General features: G+C 69.0%; 19 protein-coding genes and 2 pseudogenes. 9 read left to right on the top strand and 12 right to left on the bottom strand.

The genetic code is table 11. The features are described 5' to 3' along the window. Nucleotides 1-167 precede the first annotated feature (167 nt). Nucleotides 168-629 (bottom strand): hypothetical protein, encoded by a 462-nt coding sequence (locus AC16DP_RS10685; RefSeq protein WP_329727221.1) that lies wholly within the window; start codon nt 627-629, stop codon nt 168-170. A gap of 247 nt (nt 630-876) precedes the next feature. Between AC16DP_RS10685 and AC16DP_RS10680 the strand changes: the two genes are divergently transcribed. After that, a complete protein-coding gene (locus AC16DP_RS10680) occupies nt 877-2508 on the top strand; it encodes a fumarate hydratase (RefSeq protein WP_329727220.1) in 1632 nt (543 codons plus the stop codon). A gap of 7 nt (nt 2509-2515) precedes the next feature. Here the strand turns inward: AC16DP_RS10680 and AC16DP_RS10675 are convergent, their stop codons facing one another. After that, the gene (locus tag AC16DP_RS10675) at nt 2516-2908 is read right to left on the bottom strand and encodes a hypothetical protein (protein ID WP_329727219.1); all 393 of its coding nucleotides are present in this window, start codon (nt 2906-2908) and stop codon (nt 2516-2518) included. A 77-nt stretch (nt 2909-2985) separates the two neighbouring features. Between AC16DP_RS10675 and AC16DP_RS10670 the strand changes: the two are divergent. From AC16DP_RS10670 to AC16DP_RS10640, 7 genes and pseudogenes are all read left to right on the top strand, one after another. Next, nucleotides 2986-4026: pseudogene (locus AC16DP_RS10670) on the top strand (DUF2169 family type VI secretion system accessory protein). Next, nucleotides 4023-5090 (top strand): 3-oxoacyl-ACP synthase, encoded by a 1068-nt coding sequence (locus tag AC16DP_RS10665; protein ID WP_329727218.1) that lies wholly within the window; start codon nt 4023-4025, stop codon nt 5088-5090. Before AC16DP_RS10670 ends, AC16DP_RS10665 begins: the two are co-directional and overlap by 4 nt. Next, entirely contained in the window at nt 5087-5515 is a 429-nt protein-coding gene (locus AC16DP_RS10660; RefSeq protein WP_414640688.1) for a PAAR-like domain-containing protein, read from the top strand. The genes AC16DP_RS10665 and AC16DP_RS10660 overlap by 4 nt, the downstream gene beginning before the upstream one ends. Beyond that, on the top strand, nt 5512-6153 hold the full coding sequence (locus tag AC16DP_RS10655) for a hypothetical protein (RefSeq protein WP_329727217.1): 642 nt from the start codon (nt 5512-5514) through the stop codon (nt 6151-6153). The genes AC16DP_RS10660 and AC16DP_RS10655 overlap by 4 nt, the downstream gene beginning before the upstream one ends. A gap of 22 nt (nt 6154-6175) precedes the next feature. Continuing rightward, complete coding sequence (locus AC16DP_RS10650) at nt 6176-6919, top strand: SMI1/KNR4 family protein (protein ID WP_329727216.1); 744 nt, start codon at nt 6176-6178, stop codon at nt 6917-6919. Continuing rightward, nucleotides 6801-7919, top strand: a complete 1119-nt coding sequence (locus tag AC16DP_RS10645; protein WP_414640687.1) for a HEAT repeat domain-containing protein — start codon at nt 6801-6803, stop codon at nt 7917-7919. Before AC16DP_RS10650 ends, AC16DP_RS10645 begins: the two co-directional genes overlap by 119 nt. A gap of 123 nt (nt 7920-8042) precedes the next feature. Beyond that, the gene (locus AC16DP_RS10640; RefSeq protein WP_329727215.1) at nt 8043-9635 is read left to right on the top strand and encodes a Kelch repeat-containing protein; all 1593 of its coding nucleotides are present in this window, start codon (nt 8043-8045) and stop codon (nt 9633-9635) included. A gap of 22 nt (nt 9636-9657) precedes the next feature. Here AC16DP_RS10640 and AC16DP_RS10635 read toward each other — a convergent pair whose 3' ends face one another. The 10 genes from AC16DP_RS10635 to hemL form a co-directional block, all read right to left on the bottom strand. Further along, complete coding sequence (locus AC16DP_RS10635) at nt 9658-10545, bottom strand: aldo/keto reductase (protein ID WP_329727214.1); 888 nt, start codon at nt 10543-10545, stop codon at nt 9658-9660. A gap of 141 nt (nt 10546-10686) precedes the next feature. Beyond that, the gene (locus AC16DP_RS10630; protein ID WP_329727213.1) at nt 10687-11814 is read right to left on the bottom strand and encodes a peptidoglycan recognition protein family protein; all 1128 of its coding nucleotides are present in this window, start codon (nt 11812-11814) and stop codon (nt 10687-10689) included. 88 nt (nt 11815-11902) lie between these two features. Further along, nucleotides 11903-13810 carry a hybrid sensor histidine kinase/response regulator gene (locus AC16DP_RS10625; RefSeq protein WP_329727212.1) on the bottom strand — a complete coding sequence of 636 codons (1908 nt, stop codon included), beginning with the start codon at nt 13808-13810 and terminating at the stop codon, nt 11903-11905. Between the two features lie 36 nt (nt 13811-13846). Beyond that, nucleotides 13847-15631 carry an ATP-binding protein gene (locus tag AC16DP_RS10620; protein WP_329727211.1) on the bottom strand — a complete coding sequence of 595 codons (1785 nt, stop codon included), beginning with the start codon at nt 15629-15631 and terminating at the stop codon, nt 13847-13849. Beyond that, nucleotides 15628-16641 carry an ATP-binding SpoIIE family protein phosphatase gene (locus AC16DP_RS10615; RefSeq protein WP_329727210.1) on the bottom strand — a complete coding sequence of 338 codons (1014 nt, stop codon included), beginning with the start codon at nt 16639-16641 and terminating at the stop codon, nt 15628-15630. The genes AC16DP_RS10620 and AC16DP_RS10615 overlap by 4 nt, the downstream gene beginning before the upstream one ends. Beyond that, a complete protein-coding gene (locus AC16DP_RS10610) occupies nt 16632-17012 on the bottom strand; it encodes an anti-sigma regulatory factor (RefSeq protein WP_329727209.1) in 381 nt (126 codons plus the stop codon). Before AC16DP_RS10610 ends, AC16DP_RS10615 begins: the two co-directional genes overlap by 10 nt. A 4-nt stretch (nt 17013-17016) precedes the next feature. Next, a complete protein-coding gene (locus tag AC16DP_RS10605) occupies nt 17017-17418 on the bottom strand; it encodes an STAS domain-containing protein (protein WP_329727208.1) in 402 nt (133 codons plus the stop codon). 13 nt (nt 17419-17431) lie between these two features. Next, nucleotides 17432-18301: an STAS domain-containing protein gene (locus AC16DP_RS10600; RefSeq protein ID WP_329727207.1), complete on the bottom strand. Its 870-nt coding sequence runs from the start codon at nt 18299-18301 to the stop codon at nt 17432-17434. A 167-nt stretch (nt 18302-18468) separates the two neighbouring features. Next, the gene (locus AC16DP_RS10595) at nt 18469-19872 is read right to left on the bottom strand and encodes a serine/threonine-protein kinase (RefSeq protein ID WP_329727206.1); all 1404 of its coding nucleotides are present in this window, start codon (nt 19870-19872) and stop codon (nt 18469-18471) included. Beyond that, on the bottom strand, nt 19856-21151 hold the full coding sequence (gene hemL, locus AC16DP_RS10590) for a glutamate-1-semialdehyde 2,1-aminomutase (protein ID WP_329727205.1): 1296 nt from the start codon (nt 21149-21151) through the stop codon (nt 19856-19858). Before hemL ends, AC16DP_RS10595 begins: the two co-directional genes overlap by 17 nt. A 233-nt stretch (nt 21152-21384) precedes the next feature. On the opposite strand from hemL, the pseudogene AC16DP_RS10585 reads away from it, so the two are divergent. Continuing rightward, nucleotides 21385-21823 (top strand): annotated as a pseudogene (locus tag AC16DP_RS10585) (hypothetical protein); the annotation flags it as partial.

The following is a 21823-nucleotide window of genomic DNA, read 5'->3' as shown; positions in this document are numbered from 1 at the left end:
CCACCGGGCGGGGAGGCGGGCGTCAGGTGCCCAGAACGCGGGCGCGGCCTGAGCCGCGAGGAGGCCACGCAAGCCGCCGAGGCCGCTGGAGCCCGCGTCACCTCCAGCGCGAGGCACCCACTGGTCCGACAGTCGGACCAGTTGCTCGGCTTCGCCTCCGGACCGGCTCAGGCCGTGCCCTGACGCGGCGCCAGCCCGAAGTGCGTCCGGACGCGCCGGGCCTCCGTAAGGAGACCGGCGCTCGCGAGACGTCCCGCACACCAGCTCGCGGCATCGGGCATCGAACGCGCGGCATGGTACGGCGCGCTCGCCTGGGAGAACTGGAGGACGAGGCTCAACGACAGCCGGATGACGGGCGAGGTGATGACGAGCGCACTGCCCAGCGAGAGCTTCCCCAGGAGCTCCTTGTGCTGCTTGAGCCAGTCGATCTGCCGCTGGCGCTGCTCGGGGTTGAGCACGTTGAAGCGCACCGTGTCGTAGATGAGCGCGTGCTTCTGGTTGCGCGCCAGATAGCGCCCCCGCATGGCCATGTACTCCTCGAACTGCTGCTTGTTCGGCGTGCCGGAGAAACGCACGATGAGCAGCGGCCACAAGGAATCATCGAAGGTGATGTTGCTCGGGGTCACCATCCCACGAAGCGTGACAGGGAGCGCCCTGAACAGGCAAGAGAGGGCCCCCCGCCCGCCTGGACGGCCCTCAACCGCGCCGGGTGCGCGGAGCCCACCACCCCCGGCCGCCCCCAGGGCCGGCGGGCGGCTCCCCTACAATGGCTCGTTGCTCGCATGAGGGTAGGTTTTCGATGTGTTTCCGGAAGGCTCCCCGGACGGGCCGCTCTGCGCCGACAATCGGCGCAGCCAACCGTTGGAGAAGGCCACGATGAACGACTTCCAGTTCCAGGACATGCTGCCGCTCGGCAAGGACGAGACGCCCTACCGGCTGCTCACGAAGGACCACGTCTCCACCTTCGAGGCCGGCGGGAAGACCTTCCTCCAGGTCGCCCCCGAGGCGCTCACGCTCCTCACCCGCGAGGCCATGCGGGACATCTCCCACCTCCTGCGGCCCGGTCACCTCCAGCAGCTCGCCCACATCCTCCAGGACCCCGAGGCCTCGTCCAACGACCGCTTCGTGGCGCTCGAGCTGCTCAAGAACGCCAACATCGCCGCCGGTGGCGTGCTCCCCTCCTGCCAGGACACCGGCACCGCCATCGTCATGGGCAAGAAGGGCCAGTACGTGATGACGGGCGGCGGTGACGAGGCCGCCATCTCGCGCGGCGTCTTCGACACCTACCGCACCGCCAACCTGCGCTACTCGCAGATGGCGCCGCTCGACATGTACAAGGAGGTCAACACCAACAACAACCTCCCCGCGCAGATCGAGCTCTACGCCACCGACGGCGACGCCTACAAGTTCCTCTTCATGGCCAAGGGCGGCGGCTCGGCCAACAAGAGCTACCTCTTCCAGGAGACCAAGGCGGTCCTCAACCCGCAGAGCCTCCTGACGTTCCTCGAGTCCAAGATTCGCTCGCTGGGCACCGCGGCCTGCCCGCCGTACCACCTGGCCATCGTGGTGGGCGGCACCTCGGCCGAGTTCGCGCTCAAGACGGCCAAGTACGCCTCGGCGCGCTACCTGGACTCGCTGCCCACCGAGGGCAACGCGCTCGGCCGCGGCTTCCGCGACGTGGCACTGGAGCAGGAGGTCCTCAAGCTCACCCAGCGCACCGGCATCGGCGCCCAGTTCGGCGGCAAGTACTTCTGCCATGACGTGCGCGTCATCCGCCTGCCCCGCCACGGCGCTTCCTGCCCGGTGGCCATCGCCGTCTCCTGCTCCGCGGACCGCCAGGCGCTCGGAAAAATCACGAAGGACGGCGTCTTCCTGGAGCAGCTGGAGGCGGACCCGGCGAAGTACCTGCCCGAGACGAAGGACGCGGACCTGTCGGGCGACGTGGTGAAGATCGACCTGAACCGCCCCATGGCGGACATCCGCGCCGAGCTGTCGCGCTACCCCATCAAGACGCGCCTGTCGCTCTCCGGCCCCATGGTGGTGGCGCGCGACATCGCCCACGCCAAGATCAAGGAGCGCCTGGACTGCGGCGAGGGCATGCCGCAGTACCTCAAGGACTACATGGTGTACTACGCCGGCCCGGCCAAGACGCCCGAGGGCTACGCCTCCGGCTCGTTCGGTCCGACGACGGCGGGCCGCATGGACGCCTACGTGGACCAGTTCCAGGCGCAGGGCGGCAGCTTCGTGATGCTGGCCAAGGGCAACCGCTCGCCGGCCGTCACGGCGGCCTGCAAGCAGCACGGCGGCTTCTACCTGGGCTCCATCGGTGGCCCGGCGGCGCGGCTGGCCAAGGACTGCATCAAGAAGGTGGAAGTGCTCGAGTACCCCGAGCTGGGCATGGAGGCCGTCTGGAAGATCGACGTGGTGGACTTCCCGGCCTTCATCGTCGTGGACGACAAGGGCAACGACTTCTTCGCGGACATCAACAAGCCCACGAAGAAGCCGTGAGCCGCGCTCAGTGCTTCAACCCCGCCACGTGCGGGGTGGGCAGGTTCTCCAGCCCGTGGGCGAGCTGGAAGGTGTAGCGCACCCGGGGGGCCGACTTCAGGCCCCCCACCACCTTGAAGAGGAAGTAACCGCGCTCCACGTTGTCCGGATCCACCATCACCTGCACCTGGTGCAGGTCCGTGGTGTCGAGCACCATCTCCCCCACCAGCCGCTTGCCCAGGATGAGCTGCACCACGGGCGAGCCGTTCTCCTCCGAGAAGAGCACCCAGTGGAGCGCCTCGGCGTCGTACAGCCAGGACTCCTCCGTGCCGACGCTGAGGATGCAGTTGGTGTGATCCAGGATCCAGTCCCAGAAGCGGTCGAAGGGGAGCGTCACTCCCGACTCGGTCTCAATCGCCATGCCCTCCACATAGCGCAGGTCGGCGACCACGGCATCCAGCTCTTGGTATAATCGCACCAGGGAAACATCTGGACCGCATGCCGAACCTCGAGAACCTGAGCCCCTTCCATGCGGTGGATGTGCCCTCCATGAACAAGGAGGGAGAAGAGCTGTTGGTCATCTGCGTGGCGGGTAGATTCGACCTGCCTCCCGCGGGCCGACCTTCCGTTCCCCCCAGGTTGAGTGAGGAGCAGCGCCCTCCCGTGATGGAGGACGTCTACTGGGGAAAGCCGGGCACATCCAGCTTGCGCTACGAAGGACAGACCGCCTATCAGCGCCTGGGGACCGATATCTACGTCTCGGGCCACGCGTGAGCCCCTCGAGGCCGGCCTGTGACCGAGATGCTCGCCGCCGTAAGGGTGGGCCCCTATCAAAAAGGGATACACGTCTTTGGAACCCGGGTGTGGTACCGAGGCGTTTCGGGGCTCAAGGCCTCGGAACCGCGTCCCTTCGAGTTCATGCCGCTCCGATACGAGCGCAGCTTCGGTGGGACCGCCCAGGTGGCGGGCGATGAGCCTCCTGCCCACGAGCCGCGCAACCCGGTGGGGGTCGGGTTGTATGGCTCCACGAAAGAAGCTGTCGAACAACCTCTTCCGAATCTGGAGGATCCCTTCCAGCTGATGCGCGGCCCGACAGATCGGGTGAATCCGGTGGGATTCGGCCCCATTGCCCGGAACTGGCAACCGCGCCTGGGGCTCGCAGGAACCTATGATGAGGAGTGGGTGCAGCAGCGCGCCCCGCTGTGGCCACCCGACTTCGACGTGCGGTTCTTCAACGCCGCGGCGCCGGGGCTCGTCGCCTCGCCGGGACTGAAGGGTGGAGAACCGGTGGTGCTCGCGGGGCTATCACCTGATGGCCAGATGGCGTTCCCCCTTCCTCATCATCGGCTGATGGTGAAGTGCGTATTCCGCCACCGTGTCGACCGGCGGGAGCTGGTGCTGGACGCGGTACAGATCGATCCCGACGAACGAGCGCTGACACTCCTCTGGCGCGCCGCCATCCCGGCCCATCGCGAGCTGACCCATCACGAGTACAGCCTCGTCCGGGAATTGGAACCCTGGGAGGAGATGCCCAGGTGAACGCACGACAACGTGGCTCGGACGAGATGGTGATCGTTGGGCTGGGGCTGTGTACCCCGCTCGGGTTGACCGCACGAACCACCCAGGCGGAGATGGCCGCGGGCACCGTACGATTCTTCGAAACGGACGTCCTGGATTCCACAGGCGAGCCGGTCCGCGCCTCGGTGCTGAGACTCCTGGAGCCCAGTCTTTCGCGTTCAGAGCGAATGGTGCCGCTGGCGGTGACGGCGCTCCAAGAGGCACTCAAGGACGTGGATCCGCCTGGTGTTGCCGAGCTGCCGCTGTTGCTGGCGTTGCCGGAACCGGGGAGTGGTGCTCCCTTCGACCTGAAAGCTGTACGAGAGGAACTCAACCGCGCGGCAGCTCCGGTGCGGTTGAAGGTCTCCAGGGACGCGCTCTTCCACGAAGGTCGTGCGGGATTCTTCCGCGCACTGGCCGAGGCCACCCAGCTCCTGAAATCCCGCCGCGCCCCCTGGGTCCTGGTGGGCGGCGTGGATTCGATGTGCGACCGTCAGTCTCTGGCACACCACGCGCAAACTGGCCGGACCCTGGGGCCTGGAATGCCGGACGGCATCCTGCCAGGGGAGGGAGCTGGCTTCATCCTCCTGACTTCCGCGGAGTTCTCCCGTCAAGGACGGCTGAAATCACGAGGTCGGGTGTTGGGCTGTGCCCTGTCACACGAGCCGCATTCCTTCCTGCAGCACAAGCCCAACATGGCGGAGGGACTGACGAACGCCTTCCGTCAGCTCCGGCTCCATCCCTTGACGGGAGCCCGGCGGGTGGACCACATCCTGTCGTGCCAGACAGGGGAGACCTTCTGGGCGCAGGAGTTCAACTACGCCTACCTGCGCAACGCAGCACTGATGCCAGAGCCGCTGACGATGAGCCAGATCGCCGAGAGCCTCGGAGACGCAGGTGCGGCAGCGGGAGCCATCCAACTCGGTAGCGCGCTGCACCTGCTGGGCAGGTTGGAAAAGGTCTCGGAAGAGCCTGTCCGCATCCTGGTCTACGGTTGTGCTGATGCGGGACAAGTCGGGACCTGCATCATTGAGGGGGATACATGAGCAAGGTGTACGCCAATGGCCGGTCGGTGGTTCACAAGGGAGACGGCCAGGTCAATACCTGCGCGGTGCCAGATGTGTGCAAGACGCCCTCTCCTGGTGGGCCCGTGCCTGTTCCCTACGTGAACGTGGCTCGAGACGGAGCTCTATCCAAGGGGAGCACGTCCGTGACGCTCGAAGGCAATCCCGTGGCCCTCAAGGATTCAAACCTGGGTACGAGCAGTGGCGATGAACCAGGGGATTCCTGGAACCTACCCAGCACAATGGCAATACCTTCAACAGCGCATTCGCCCAGAATGGGCGGACCGGCTTCGCCTATGGTGATGACCGCGCTCCCCTGGGCCCTTGCGACCTCTGTCAGCAGCCCAAGGAATCGCACCGGCTCCATGAGCACACGACCACCAAGGGCAACACACACACCCTGGTGAAGGAGCTCGATGCGAAACGGGCACAAGAGGCCGCTCTCCAGCAAACCCGGCAAGGGCTCGAAACCACCCTGGCGACACTGAAGGACCAGGGAGGCAACACCAAGGCGGTGTCCTCCCAGATCAAGACGCTCAACGATCAGATCGGCAAGACGCGCGTGCTCAGGAGGGGAGCTGGGTACATGATTGGCGTCTTGCTCTGCCAGTGTGGCAGTGAGGTCTACGCCGCGATGTCTGGCGCCGAGACGGATGGGTTCAAAGCCGCAGTACAGTCCCTGGGATGGAAACTGGCAGGACCCGTCACACCTCCCCTGCAAAACGCCAATGGCCCGCTTTCGCCCACGCAGGAGGATCGGCTGCTGAACCTCCACAAAGCCCTTCCGGGCAAGAACAACAACCGCTTTGGCGTGTGCGCGGCCCCCAAGCTCATCCAGGCCATGCAGAAGGCCGGTCACAAGCCATACCTCATGACCGAACAGTTCTATTCACCCACGGATCCCCAGAAGAGCGTCCGGGTGCGTTATCGAAAGAATGGCAGGACGGTCAAGCATCAGTTCCGCGATGGGGATACGGTTCCCTCGTGCCGGACCTGCCAGAGCGCACTCCCCTGCTTGCTATGCGGTGCTCGTCCGTGTCCTTGATTCAAGGAGGGAAAAGACAGACATGCTCCAAGAATTCATCGCCCTCGTCGAGCGCTATGACCCGGGCTACTCCCGCAGGCTCCGGGGAGCCGGGCCCGAGGAGATCCGGAACCTCGAAGTGCTCGCGGGTCAGCCGCTCCCAGACAGCTACCGCGAGTTCCTCACCCGCATGGGGCGGGACATGGGCGGACTCGAAATCGAGGGAATCGACTTCCACATCGAACGCATCCTGGAATTCTACAAGAGCGGCGACTGGCCGCCCCCCAGAGGCTACATCCTCTTCGCCATCCAGGAGGATGATCCCCAGATGGATTACTATCTGGAATGCACCAGGCCAGGGCAAAGAGACTGCCCCGTCGTGCGCTTTCCCAGCATGGGTGAGTTCTCCAGGGATGGATACTTCGACTCACTGGATCCTTCTCTGAATGACTTCCTCCTCTCCCTGGCCTTCTCGGAAAAACGCATGGAGGATTTCGACCGTCAACGACTCCTGACCCCGTCCACGAAGAACAGGAAACAGGCGCCCATCGCGAGTCCAGTAGCGCTCGCGCGTATCGTCGATGAGAGGGCCCAACGCCTGGGGTTCGAGCGCGTGGCCAGAACCAGTGTGGCCTATCGCTTCTACGACCGAGCGGATGCCGCCCTGTATGTGCGGCTCGACGACGCGGGAGGCCTCATGGGCGTCACGGTCGCCGCCCGGACCCCCCGCGAGCTGGAACGCATCAGCGACATTCTCGGCAACCAGACTTCGTTGGTGGTGGCTTGACTCCCCGCTCACTCCTGGAGCACCCATCCGCCTCGGGGAAGCGGACGAGGCGCGGCTGCCGTGTTTCACCGAGGCCCTCTCCCTGGTGCTGCATCCGCAACTTTCCGAAAGACTCGAGGCATTGCTGTCCTCGCCACGTCCGGAGGTACGGGCCACCACCGCGCGTATCCTCGGGCATCGCCATGAAACAGGGGCCGGACCACTCCTACCGCTGCTCGAGGATGCCGTACCGGAGGTTCGCGCCGCCGCAGCGCTCGCGGTATCAGAACTTGGCCACAGCCCCGCGCTTCCCGTGTTGGAACGGAAGCTGACCGAGGCACCCCCAGAGGAACTGGACATATGGCTCCTCGCGTCGCTGCGGCTCGGCTCATCTCGTGCTTTGCAGGCCTGTCGCCAGGCCGCCCAGGCTGCGGGCCCCCTCGTTCCGAGAATCCCCTGGCTCCTTGGGCTGGCCGGAGCGCCCCAGGACTTCAGTTCGTTACGCCAACTCAGTCGCCGGCCCGAGTTGGTCAGGACCACCCTCGAAGCCATCGGCATCCTTGGAGTGCCCGCGGCCGTTCCGCTGCTCCTCGAGCACCTGGAGCACCCCCAAGCCGAAGTGAGAGAAGCAGCGGCCTCGGCGCTGGCGCTGATGACCGGCGCGGGGCTCACGGAGAAGAGCCATGTCTTTGATGAAGAGGCGGCTGATGAGGGCGCTGCGGAGGAGTCCGCGCGAGAGGTGACACGGCCGAGCACCGATAGCGCCGTGTGGCGGGCATGGTGGGCTGAGCACCGCTCCCGACTGGAAGGGAAGTCACGGCTGCGATTGGGTCAGCACTACACCCTGGACGCATGCATCGAAGAGTTGGCTCACCCCCGGAGTCCATTCGACGCTCGGGCCCGTGCGGCGCTGGAACTGGACATCCGCTCCGGACAGCCATGTGGTTTTCAACCTGACTGGCCCGTTCACCGCCAGCGACAGACCATCGAGCGATGGCGGTCGTGGACGGAGCACACATGAAGGGGGAGCACCAAGAGCATCCACCTCCTGGCGTCTTGGAAAGAGAGAAGCGTAAAGCAGGGAAAATACGGATAGACTGAATGGCAGCCGATCCGGAATATGGGCGCGCAAAGGAGCCAACACATGCGCACCCTGAAGCTCGCAGCATCCCTCTCGGCCGCCCTCCTGACGCAGGCCTGTGGAGGGTCCGCCACCGAGGAGCCGTCGCGGCTCGTCACGAGCACCGCCGCGCTGACCACCGCGGTGTCGCGCGGATGCACCTTCACCCTCACGTACAAGGAGGTGATGCCGCCCTTCCCGCCCACGTACGTGCCCGTCGTCACCCGGCAGGCCTCCGCCACGTGTCCGTGGGACGCGGGGAGCGTGGAGCTCCCGGGGGGATACTCGGTCCCCCAGCTGTCGCTGGCCGCCAATGACCTCGGGGTCGCCGTCAGCTACACCCACAAGTATTCGCCGAGCGGCTCCTCCGGCACCTGGCTGGAAATCCGCCATGTGGCCCCGGACACCCTGTCGGTGGTGCGCTCCGTGACGATCGCGGCGCACGTCGACTACCGCCCCACCTCCGTCAACGGCGAGCTGTTCATCCTCGCCGATGGCACCACCCTGAAGGTCCGGGGCGAGAAGGGCGGCGTCATCCCCGGAGAGACCGGGAGCGGCCCCTACTACACCGCGACGTTCCCCGACTTCTTCACCAGCACCACGGCCCCCACCGTCACGGCCTCGACGGCGCCCGAGCCCTCGGGCGTGGGAACCTGGAGCCTCACCGGCGCCCTGGCCAGCGCGCGCGCCGCCCACACCGCGACCCTGCTCAACGGCACGGGCGATGTGCTGGTGGTGGGTGGCACCACCGCCGAGGTGTTCAACCCCTACAGCAACGTGTCCACGCCCACGGCCGCGCCCCTCTCCGCGCACGAGCGGCACACCGCGACCGCCCTCTCCTCGAGCAAGGTGCTGGTGGCCGGCGGTGGGCTCGGCACGGGGCCGCTCACCTGGCTCGACAGCGCGGAAGTGTACGACCAGACCACGGGGACGTGGACCGCCGTGGCCCCCATGGCCACGCCGCGCGGCAACCACACGGCCACCCTGCTCGACTCGGGCAAGGTGCTGGCGGTGGGGGGCGGCTCCACCGACGGGGAGACGAACACCGCGGAGCTGTTCGACCCGGCCACCCACACCTGGAGCCCCGCGGCCTCCGCGCCCACGGCCAGCTCCAGCCATACCGCCACCCTGCTCTACTCGGGCAAGGTGCTGGTGACGGGCGGCATCCTCTATCCCTTCGGCACGCTCCAGAGCGCGCGCGAGTATGACCCGTCCACGAACACCTGGACGGCCCTCCCGCCCATGAACAGGGCGCGCGGCAACCACGTCGCCGTCCGGCTCTACTCGGGCAAGGTGCTCGTCGCGGGCGGCGGCCCGGAGCAGGTGGAGTTCTACGACCCGTACAGCTCCACCCCGTGGACCCTCGGTCCCACCCTCTACTCCGGCGGCCAGGTCATCAGCGCGACGATGCTCTACTCGGGCGAGGTGCTGCTCACGCACTCCAACGGGTATGCGTCGCTGTATGACCCGTCGGCGGACGCGTGGATGTCCGCGGGAGCGCTGAACGCGCCGCTCACCGGTCATGCCGCGACGTTGCTGCACTCGGGCCAGGTGCTGGTGACGGGCGGCACTACCTTCGCCTCCGCCGTCACCACCGTGCAGCGCTACACGCGCTGAGCCCGGGCCGCACGAGACGTCCTCAGCGCTTCTGCGCGCGCCACGCCTCCTGCCCCTGGGCGTCGAGCGCGCGGAAGTCCTCGTCACCGAGCTTCAGGTTGGCCGCCGCGGTGTTCTCCTCCAGGTGCTTCACCTTGCCGGTACCGGGGATGGGCAGCATGACGGGCGAGCGCTCGAGCACCCACGCGAGCGCGATCTGCGACGGCGAGGCCCCGAGCTTCTTGGCGAGCGTGTCGAGCGCCCCGCCCTCCCTGGCCAGCGGGCCACCGGCGAGCGGGTACCAGGGGATGAAGCCGATGTTGTTCTTCTCGCAGTGGTCGAGCACCGCCTCGCTCTGGCGGTTGGCGAGGTTGTAGAGGTTCTGCACCGTGGCGACCTTGAAGAAGCGGCCCGCGGCCTGGATCTCCTCGACGGAGACCTCGCTCAGGCCGACGTGGCGGATGAGCCCCTCGCGCTGCATGCCCGCGATGGCGCCGAACTGCTCGTCACGGGGCACCTTCGGGTCGATGCGGTGCAGCTGCCACAGGTCGATGCGCTCCAGCTTCAGGCGCCGGAGGCTCATCAGCACGCACTGCCTGAGGTACTCGGGCCGGCCGACGGGGAGCCAGATGTTCGGCCCATGCCGGGTGAGCCCGCCCTTGGTGGCGATCACCAGGCCCTTCTTGTACGGCGAGAGCACCTCCGCGAGGATGTCCTCACTGACGAAGGGGCCGTAGCTGTCGGCGGTGTCGATGAAGTTGATGCCGAGCTCGGGGACGCGCGCCACGGTGCGGCGCGCCTCCTTGGGGTCCTCCGGGTCTCCCCAGATGCCGTTGCCCGTGATGCGCATGGCGCCGAACCCGAGGCGGTTCACCTCGAGGTCGCCGCCAATCCGGAAGGTACCGCTCGCCGCCGCGTTGATCGTCGTCATCCGCTCTCCTCGTGCCAACTGGACAGGGCGGACAAGCTAACCGGGGATCGGACACCGCGCAGGGGGTTCGCTGATTTCCCCTCTCCCCTCGGGAGAGGGGATATTTGGAGGGGTATCAGCGAGGTATCGGCGGGTACTGGCTCAGATGACCGCGTCGGTGGCACGGCGGATGCGATCCCAGTTGAAGTTGCTCGCCGGGTCCACCTTGCGGCCCGGGGCCACGTCCTTGTGGCCCAGGATGTTCTTCATGGGCACGTCGTACGTCTTGGCCAGGTACGGCACGAGCTTCTCCAGCGCCTTGTACTGGGCCTCGGTGAAGGGCGTCTTGCCGCTGCCGTCGTTCGTAATCTCGATACCGATGGAGCGCGCGTTCACGCTGGGGCTCTTGTCCCCGTGCAGCGACGACACGCCCGCGTGCCACGCCGCCATCTTGTCATCCACCAGGTGGTAGATGGTGCCGTCCTGGCCGATGAGGTAGTGCGCGCTCACGTCCGTGCCCTTCTTGGTGAGCGTGGCCAGGTCGCCGGCCTCGTTGTTGGAGGCGGTGTGATGCAGGACGATGGCGTCGATGTCCGCCCCGCCGCGCGAGCTGAAGTTCGCCGAGGGCACCCACTTCATGTCCGGCTTCTTCACACCGCCCGTGGAAGGCGTGGGGGTGGTCGGCGTCGACGGAGTGGACGCGGGCGGCTTCTGGCCGGCGAGCGCCTTGTCCATGGCGGCCTTCGTCCTGGCGCCGTACTCCCCGTCCACGCCCAGCTTCCACTGCGCCTGGAACTTCTTCACCGCAGCCTCGGTGGCCGGGCCGTAGACGCCCGGGCCGGTGTCCATCTGCGCCTGGCTCATGTGGCCCAGCTTCACCAGGGCCGTCTGCAGCTGCTTCACCGCGGCGCCGGTGCTGCCGCGCTCCAGGCCCGCGGGGGGGGCCGTCACGCCGGAAGGTTTGGCCGGCGCGGGGGCGGGCTTCGCCGGGGTGAGGTCCTTGAGCATCTCGGCGCGCGTCTTCGGGCCGAACACGCCATCCGCCGTCAGCTTGTTGGCGGCCTGGTACTTCTTGAGCGAGGCCTCCGTCTGGGGTCCGAAGGTCCCCGGGCCCGTGTTCATCTGCGCCTGGGTCATGAAGCCCAGCTTCACCAGGGCGCCCTGGAGCTGCTTCACCGCCGGGCCCGAGGCCCCCTTGGACAGGGTGCCCGTGGGCAGCGGGGGCGTGGACGAGGCGGCGGCCGGGGTGAGGGCGGCGCGGGTGCGGGACGAGGAGGAGATGGTGCTCACGGGCGGCTCCGGGGGGAGGCACTGAAAATCAGTGACGGCGATGGAATTGTCTCACGAGCGTCACGGAAGTTGCGTCCCCCCCCGGATTTCACGGGAGCTGCTCCAGCAACCGCTCCAGCTCGTCCGGCTTGACGGGCTTGACCATGTGCAGGTTGAAGCCCGCCTCCACCGCCTGCGTCCGGTGCTCGCCGCTGTAGCCCGTCAGGGCCACCAGGAAGACGTCCCGGCCGCCCTCGGACTCGCGAATCCGGCGCGCCACCTGGAAGCCATCCATCCCCGGCAGCCCCAGGTCCACCAGGGCCACGTGCGGCTTCAGCGAGGGGAAGAGCTGCACCCCCTTGAAGCCATCCTCCGCCACCTCCACCCGGTGCCCCCACATCTCCAGCAGCTCGCGCAGCACCTCGCGCGTGTCCTCGTTGTCCTCCACCAGCAGCACCCGCCGCGCCGAGGGCGCCTCGGTGTCCGGAGGCGGCGTCTCCGACGCGGGCGCGGCGGCGACGGGCTGCGCCGCCGCCAGGGGCAGCCGCACCATCAGCTCGCTGCCCCGGCCCTCGCCCTCGCTGTGCGCCGTCACCTCGCCGCCGTGCAGCTCCACCAGGCGCCGCACCAGCGTCAGCCCGATGCCCAGTCCGCCCGAGGTGCGCGCCAGCTGCTGCTGCGCCTGCACGAAGAGCTCGAACACCCGCCCCCGCAGCTCCGGGCTCATGCCGATGCCCGTGTCCCGCACGCGCAGCACCGCCTGGCGCCCCTGCCCGCTCCGCTCCACCGTCACCCCGACGAAGACGTGGCCCCCGGGCCCGGTGTACTTGCGCGCGTTGTCCAGCAGGTTGGACACCACCTGCTCCAGCCGCGTGGCATCCCCGTCCAGCCACAGGCTCTCCGAGGCGGGCAGCGACACCTCCAGGTGCAGCCCCTTCTCCTCCAGCGACCGCCGGCGCGCCTCCACGCTGTGCTGCACCACCTGCCGCAGGTCCACCGGCGCCCGCCGCAGCTCGATGTGGCCCCGGTTGAAGCGCGACACGTCCAGCAAATCATCCACCATGCGCGCCAGGTGCTGGCTCTGCCGCATCATCACCCGCATGGACTTGGACTCGCCGCCCTCCGGCTGCGTGGCCACCTGCAGGTGCAGCGCGTTGGTGATGGCCGCCAGGGGGTTGCGCAACTCGTGCGCCAGCATGGCCAGGAACTCGTCCTTGCGCCGGTCCGCCTCGGCCAGATCCGCCGCCCGCTGCCGCAGCGCGTCCTCCAGCTCGCGCCGGGGGGTGATGTCCGTGAGGATGCGCACCGCCCCCACCGCCGTGCCCTCCGCGCCCGCCACCGGGTTGGCCGCCACGCGGTACCAGCGCCCGCCCAGGCTCACCTCGGTCTCCTCCCGGCAGGACAGCACCGCGCCGCAGCTCGGCGGCAGCTCGGCTTCCGGGCCCGCCGCCGCCCGCATCAGCTCCTCGAAGGGCCGCCCCAACACCCGCTCCCCGGAGAGCCCGAGCAGCCGCAGCAGGGACTGGTTGGCGCGCATCACCCACCCGCTCCCATCCAGCAGGCACACCCCGTCCCCCAGCGAGTCGAAGGTGCTCGTCCACTGCACCGCCGCCGCGCGGGCCTCGTCCTCCGCCCGGCGCATGCGCAGCAGCGCGCGCACCGTGGCCAGCAGCTCCCCTCCGTCCACCGGCTGGGCCAGGTAGCCGTCCGCGCCACTCTCCAGCCCCTCCACCTTGTTCTCGGGGCGGATGTAGTTGGCCGACAGGTGCAGCACGGCGATGCCCGCCGTGCGCGGCTCCGCCTTCAGCCGCCGGCACACCTCGATGCCGTTGAGGTCCGGCAGCTTCACGTCCAGGACGATGAGATCAGGCCGCACCTCGGCGGCCAGCCTCAGCGCCTCGGCCCCGGTGCCGCCTTCGCGCACCTGGAAGCCCGCCGCCCGCAGCATGCGCGTGACGGCGTAGCGGTTGGCCTCGTTGTCGTTGATGTTGAGGAGGATGGTTTCCCTGTGAGACACGACGGTCTCCTCAAAAACTGGCGGGTGGGGCGGAGATCAGGAGCGGGCGGCACCACCGCCGGACCCCTGGCCGGGGCCGGAGAGTGCCCGCTGGAGCAGCTCGAGCGCCACATCCCGGGTGAGCCCACTCTTGGAGAGGATGCCCACCACATGGGGGAGGAGGCGCCCGCGCTCCTGCTCGGTCAGCGAGCGGCTGGTGTGGATGATGACGGGGATGTTGCGGGTGGAGGGCTCGCGCCGGAGCGCCTCCAGCACCTCGAAGCCGTCCATGCCCGGCAGCGAGAGGTCCAACAGGATGGCGGCGGGCCGCACCTCGCCCACGAGCCGCAGCCCCTCGGAGCCCGAGGCGGCCTCCCGGAACTGGAGCGAGGCATCCGCGAGCAGCCGCTGGAGCAGGTAGCGGGCGACCTCGTCGTCGTCGATGATGAGCACGGTCCGGGCATGGGGCGTATCGCGCTCCAACTGCTGGGAGTCCCCACCTTCTTCCCCCGCCGCGCCGGAGCGCTGCGTGTAGTCGCGCGACACCGCCGCATGGAAGGCGCTGCCCTGGCCCGGCTGGCTCTCCACGGTGAGCGCGCCGCCCAGCAGCTCCGCGAGCCGCCGGGAGAGGGGCAGCCCCAGGCCCGTGCCCTTGACCCCTTGCTGGTGGGGCCCCTCCACCTGGACGAACTCCTCGAAGATGCGCTCCTGGTCCCCGGGGGCGATGCCCACGCCGGTGTCCCGCACGGAGAACACCACCGTGTCCCCGGGGCCCGGCCTCGCCGACACCCGCACCTCGCCCTGGGAGGTGAACTTGAGCGCGTTGGAGACGAGGTTGCGCAGAATCTGGGACACCTTGCGCTCGTCGGTGTGCAGCTCCGGCAGGCCGTCCGTCTCGTCGAAGACGAGCGAGACGCCCTCGTGCACGCGCAGCGGCCGCAGCATCCCGCGCAGCGCGCCGAACAGCGCCTCCACGGAGAAGCGCGTGCACAGCACCTCGGAGCGGCCGGACTCGATCTTGGCCAGGTCCAGCAGGTCGTCGATGAGCTCCTGGAGGGCCTCGCCGGACTTGCGGATGAAGAGGACCTGCTTCTCCTGCTCGGCGGTGAGCGGCCCGTCGATGCGGTCCAGCAGCAGCCGCGAGAGGTTGAGCACGGAGCTGATGGGGGTGCGCAGCTCGTGGCTGACATTGGAGATGAAGCGCGTCTTCATGTCCGAGGCGCGGCGCAGGGCCTCGGCCTTCTCCTCCAGCTCGGCGTAGAGGGCCACCACGCCGCGGTTGGTCTCCTCCAGCTCGCGGTTGAGCCGATCCACCTCGGCCTTGCGCGCCTGCAGCTCGTCGAGGATGCGCAGCAGGTCCGCGTTCTGCTTCTGCAGCTCGTCGGCGGCACTGGCGCGCCGCTGCCGCTCCAGCTCGTCCTTGAGCGACTCCAGCGCCTGGGGCATGGGGGAGAGCTGCGGCAGGCGCTGCACCAGCTCCAGCAGGAGCCACCCGTCGCCGTCCCTGCGCAGCACCACCCGGTCCATCAGCCGCTGCGCCGGAGCGAGCGCGGGCCCGGGCCGGAGCGTCTCCGGCGTGTTGCCCACGGCGAGCCCCTCGTTGGCCGCCGAGGTGCGCACCCGCACGAGCAGGGAGGGCACGGGTATCTCCTCCAGCAGGAACTCGATGTGGCCGTTGGCCTGGGTGGCGGCGAGCCGCGCCACCTCGGAGATGGCGGTGGCGATGCGCACCTGATCCTGCCCGTCGAAGCCCAGGGACTGGGCGATGTGCCGTCCCCGCTGGCGGGTGTTGACCACGTCCTGTCCGGTGCGCAGCTCGGCCTGGAAGAGAGAGGAGCTCACCGGAATCCTCCGCGGGAAGCCTCGCGCGCCACGAGCACCGTGGCGTCATCCCGGCCCCGGGCGAAGTCCCGGTACAGCACCCCGGCCAAAAGGCTGGGATGATGGGCGAGCAGCCCGGGATAGCCATCCACCCGCCACTGGGTGGCCAGCCCGTCCGAGCACATCACCAGGGTGGCCCCCGCCTTCCACGGGTAGCTGAACTGCTGCATGCGGGGCGCCTGGTGTCCCAGGGTGCCATTCATGGAGACCAGCCGCTGGATGGTGCCCTCGGGGGACACCACGGCCCCGGAGATGTTGCCCACGCCCGCGTAGTGCAGCTGGGCGCCGTCCACCGAGGCGAAGGACACCGCCGCGCCCCGGGTGCTGCGCAGCTCCTGGTGCGCGCCGCGCAGCAGCTCCACCAGCTCGAGGGAGCCCTGCTCCAGGAAGGACACCACCGCCGCGCGCGAGGCCCGGGCCGCCTCGGGCCCATGGCCAAGCCCATCCGCGACGAGGAAGAGGCAGCGGTCCGCCTGGGTGTCCACCGCCCAGGAGTCCCCGCAGACCTCCTCGCCCGGCATGGGCACGCACACCCCGCCCACCTCCATGCGGGAGGCGGGGGGCGGCTGCTCGGCCCACAGCTGGGCCAGCACGGCCGTGCCCACGCCCGGCACGGAGTGGATGTCGAAGAGGGTGGACATGCGCCGCATGGCGCCCAGCCCCACGCCGCTGGTGCCGGCGGTGGAGAAACCATCGCGCAGACAGCGCTCCACGTCCGCGATGCCCGGGCCCTTGTCCAGCGCGAGCACCTCCACGCCCACGCGCGGGCCCCCATGGAGCGCGCGCAGGAGGATGAAGCCCTCGCGCGCATGGGCCACCAGGTTCTTGGCCGCCTCGCTCACCACGAGGGCCACCTTGCCCTGGGCCTCCTCGCTGAACCCCAGGCGGGCGGCCAGCGCCGCCGCCGTCCGGCGCGCATGTCCCGCCTGACTGCTCTCCGTCACCGGAATCGCCGTGGAGCTCACTTCCATCGTGTCACCGTGACCCTCGTGCCCTCCCCTACCTTGGAGACGATGTCGAACTCGTTCACGAGCCGCCGGGCGCCCCCCAGCCCGAGCCCCATGCCGCCGCCCGAGGTGTATCCGTCGCGCAGCGCCAGGTCGATGTCGGGAATACCCGGCCCCTTGTCCTCGAAGGACAACCGCAGCCCCTTGCGCAGGCCCTCCTGGAGCATCTCGAGGGTGACGTGTCCGCCCTTGCCGTAGTCCAGGGTGTTGCGCGCCAGCTCGCTGGCGGCGGTCACCATCTTGGTCTGCTCCACGAGGCTGAACTTCAGCTCGGCCGACCACGTGCGCACGGCCTGGCGCACGAGCACCAGGTCCTGCGCCGAGCGGATGGGCATCACCTCAGTCCTCAAGACTTGCATCCGCGACCTCGAGCACGACCTCGTCGTCCTCCATGGAGGCATGCAACAGCGCCATGCCCTTCTCCACGTCGAGCGCGGTGCGGACGCCCGGCAACGACATGCCCAGCTCCACCAGGGTGATGGCCACCGCCGGCTGCATGCCCACCACCACCGTCTGCGCATCCAGCACACGCGACATGGTGGCGATGTTGCCGAGGATGCGTCCGATGAAGGAGTCCACCACCTCCAGCGAGGAGATGTCGATGAGCACGCCGCGCGCGCCCGTCTCGACGATCTTCGAGGTCAGGTCGTCCTGCAGGGTCACCGCGAGCTGGTCATGCATGTCCACCTGGATGGTGACCAGCAGCACCCGCCCCATGCGGAGGATGGGAATGCGCTCCATGTGATGACTCCGGCTAGGCCTTGCCCGGCGTGCGCGGGCCCTGAGCGCTGACGGACGGGTTGAGACGCTTGAGGGCCCAGCTGAAGGCCCCGGCCACGCTGGACTTGGTCACCACGCCCGCCAGGTCCACGCCCAGGTGGACGATCGTCTGGGCAATCTGGGGACGGATGCCGCTGATGACGCACTCGGCGCCCATCAGCCGGGTGGCCGTCACCGTCTTGATGAGGTGCTGGGCGGTGAGCGTGTCCACGGTGGGCACGCCGGTGATGTCGATGATGGCGATCTCCGCGCCCGTCTCCACAATGCGCTGCAGCAGCGTCTCCATCACCGTCTGGGTGCGCCCGCTGTCCAACGTGCCGATGAGCGGCAGGCAGACGATGCGATCCCACAGCTGCACCACGGGGGTGGACAGCTCCATCATCTCCTGCTGCTGGCGCATGATGACCTCCTCACGCGCCCGCTGGTGCACCTCGGTGGTGTACAGGCCCAGCTTGTCGAGCAGGAGGGTGCCGCCCCACATCTCATCGGCCACCACCTCCGGCTGACTGGCGTACTCGCGGCGCATCCGGTCGAACAGGGGCTGCTTGAAGCTGAAGATGAAGGTGGCCGTCTCCGCGGGGGAGAAGCCCTGCAGGCTGCGCGAGCGCGACAGCCGCTCCAGCATCTCCCGGGCCGGGGTGAACGCGGAGCCGGTGATGTCGGTCAGATTGCCCTGCTCGGTGGCCTGCGTCAGCAGCCGGAGGAACTCGGCGCACTGCTCGCGCAGCTCCGCTTCCTTCATCAGCGCGTCCCGGCGCACCCCACCCGCCGTCATGGCGTTGAGCCACTCCGTGAGCAGCTCGGACGGATATTTCCTGAGAATCTCGTGGATACGAGTGGTCAACAAACGCCTCCTGGGGTCCGGCCTCTACCACACGCCCCCCGTGCACTCGTGGGCCACGATCCGTCCCCGGTATACGATTGTGACGACTGTTCACTTCCCGATAGCCATTGGGGCGGGCGTGAAATTCCCGTGCGTGGCGCTGGCACGCGAAGTGAAGGGCTCGGGGCTCACGCCAGCAGCCACACCAGGAGGAAGCCCACCGCGAGCGCGGCGAGGAACAGCCCGGCGGCGAGCCAGGCCCCGAAGGACGGCGCCGGCGTTGCGGTGGGAGCGGACGCCACGGCTGCGCCGCCCTCGGCCTCTCCGCCTTCCTCGATGGCGCGCACCAGCCCGGACTCCTCTCCCGGCTGTTCCACGTCGAAGGCCACGCGCACCTCGCGGGAGTGCGGCGTCGGGACGGGAGCCCCCGCGGCTGCCTCCGGCCCCCCCTGGGGCTTGGACTCCTCGACGACGACCACCTCGCCGGAGGGGACGAAGCCGGCGGGGGCATCCAGGGCGCGGTGCTCGAAGGCGAGCGCGGTGGGCGGGGCGAAGGCGGGCATCTCCCGCTCGGGGATGGGCCGCTGGGGTGGGGGCCCGCGCCGCAGCAGCTCCGCGAGCACACCGTCCTCCACCCCCTTCTCCTTGGCGAAGGCCTCGCCCATCACCCGCGCCAGGTCCGCGTCGCCCACGCCGGGCGCGTACTTCTCGCGCAGCTGGCGCAGCGCGGCCCCGAACGCCGCGGCATCCGGGAAGCGCGCCTCGGGCTCCACGGCCAGCGCCTTGAGCACCACCGCGTCCACCTCGGGCGGCAGGGGCCGGTGGGTGCCCGGCGGCTCCCACTGGGGGTAGGCCGCGCGCTTCCACCGCTCGGTGACGTCCCCCTTCTGCGCCAGGGGGCGCCAGGCGAGCAGCTCCCAGAGCACCACGCCCGTCGCGTACACGTCCGCCCGCCGGTCCACGCGCCGCTTGCGGGCCTGCTCCGGCGCCATGTACGAGATGCTGCCCATCACCACGCTGGGCGCCGTCTGCGCCTGCTTCAGCGTGGACTGCGCCGCGCCGAAGTCGATGATTTTCACCTCGCCCCCGTAGGAGATGCACACGTTGGCGGGGGACAGGTCCCGGTGCACCAGGTGCAGTGGCTGGCCCTGCTCGTCCGTGGCGTCATGCGCGTACGCGAGGCCCTCGCACATGCGCTCGCCGATGAGCAGCACCAGCCCCACGGGGAGAGACTTTCCGCGGTTGCGCAGGCGCCAGGCGAGCCGGTTGAGCGTCTTGCCCGCCACGTACTCCATGGCGAGGTAGAGCGCGCCGGACACCTCGCCCATGGCCCACACGCGGGCGATGTTGGGGTGGGACAGGCGCAGCACCACGCGGGCCTCGTCGCGGAAGCGGGCGAGGAAGTTGGCGTTGCCGGCCAGGCCCGGCAGCACCTTCTTCACCACGCAGGCGCGGCCGGGCGCCTCGCCCTGGAGCTCCTCGCGCGCGAGGAACACCTCTCCCATGCCCCCATACCCGATGCGCCGCACCAGGGTATAGGGGCCGAAGGGGATGGGCCCCGGGCTCTGCTCTGTCTCAGGCGCCCTGTCCAAGCGCGCGGAACGCCTTGCGAGCCGCCCGGAGGATGTGCGCCACCTCGGGCTCGTTGATGGCCAGCGACAGGAAGGCCGCCTCGAACTGGCTGGGCGGCAGGTACACGCCCTCCTCCAGCATGAGGTGGAAGAAGCGGCCGTAGCGGGCCGCGTCGCTCTTCTTCGCGCTCGCGTAGTCGAACACCGGCCCCTCGGTGAAGAAGACGGTGAACATGCTGCCCACGCGGTTGATGGTGACGGGGACCTTGCTCTCCTCCGCCTCGGCGCGCAGGCCGGCCTCGATTTCCCGGCCGATGAAGTCCAGGCGCTCGTAGACGCCCGGCGCGCGCAGCGCCTGGAGGCTCGCGATGCCCGCGGCCACCGCCACCGGATTCCCCGACAGCGTGCCCGACTGGTACACCGGGCCCTCGGGGGCAATCTTCGACATGATGTCGCGCCGGCCGCCGTAGGCCGCCAGCGGCATGCCGCCGCCCACCACCTTGCCGAAGGTGCTCAGGTCCGGACGCAGGCCGTACACCTCCTGCGCGCCGCCGCGGGCGAGCCGGAAGCCCGTCATCACCTCGTCCAGGATGAAGAGCACGCCGTGCGCGCGGCACAGCGCCTGGAGGTTCTGCAGGTAGCCCTCCTCGGGGATGAGCACGCCCATGTTGCCCACCACGGGCTCGATGATGGCGCAGGCGATGTCCTTGGCCCGCTCGGAGAAGAGCTTCTCCACCGCGCCCAGGTCGTTGTACGGCGCCGTGAGGGTGAGGGCCGCCACGTCCCTGGGCACGCCCGGCGAGTCCGGCAGCCCCAGCGTCTCCACGCCGCTGCCCGCCTTCACCAGGAAGGGGTCTCCCGCGCCGTGGAAGCAGCCCTCGAACTTGAGGATGTAGTCGCGGCCCGTGAAGCCGCGCGCCAGCCGGATGGCCGCCACCGTGGCCTCCGTGCCGCTGGAAACGAGCCGCACCTTCTCCACGCTCGGCACCGTGGCGCAGAGGAGCTCGGCGAACTGGACCTCGAGGTCCGTGGGCGCGCCGAAGGTGGTGCCCCGCCGGGCCGCCTCGGTGATGGCCGCCAGCACGGGCGGATAGGCATGGCCGAGGATGAGCGGGCCCCAGCTGCCCACCAGGTCCACGTACCGGTTGTCGTCCACGTCCGTCAGCCACGCGCCCGCGCCTTCCTTGAAGAAGACGGGCTCACCGCCGACGCCCCGGAAGGCACGCACCGGGGAGTTCACACCGCCCGGAATACGCTCCTGCGCTCGGGAGAAGAGGGCCTTGCTCTGCGAGTGGTTCATGAGGGCTCCATAACACGCGGCCTGTGCTCCACCGGCGTCACTCATTCGTGACCGCCGCACCGCTTGATTTCCACCATGCATTCCCCTACATGGCGCCGCTGATTCCGGTTTTTTCAGTTTATTTGAGGGTGGGAGAAAAAACCCCGGCAGCGGTTTTATACGGTCTCGGGCCCGGATGCATATGCCCGGGGGGGGTTGTCACGGCAGCGGGAGTCAGGTTGAAGGCCTCGCACATGGATTCTTCACTCTCCCGGTGCTGGCGCCTGGGTGCGCTGCTGGCCACGCTCGGCACCACCCCGGCCCTGGCCGTCGACGAGCGGCCCCTCGCCGAGCCACGCCTCGCCCGGCTCACGTGCTACGCGGGCTACCTGAAGCTCGAGTCCCTGCATGGGCTCGAGGGCGTGCGCGCCGCCATCCGGCAGGCCATCGCCCAGAATGATCAGGCCGCGCTGCTCTTCCTGGAGCAGCGGCTCGCCGAGCTCATCGGGAAGGACGCCCAGGCGGCGCTCCAGGTCATTGAGTGGGCGCACACCACGCAGGAGCCGGAGATGTCGCTCTACCTGCGCGCGGTGCGGGAGACGGAGGCCGTGCGCTCGCCCAGGGTGGTGGACAGGCTGGCCTCCATGGCCGAGAGCCACCAGGACCCCGGCCACCAGGCCAACGCCCTCATGG

The sequence above is a fragment of the Archangium sp. genome (assembly GCF_057119385.1).
Note: the sequence above shows the minus strand (reverse complement) of the source record. Positions and strands in the feature narration are given on the sequence as shown.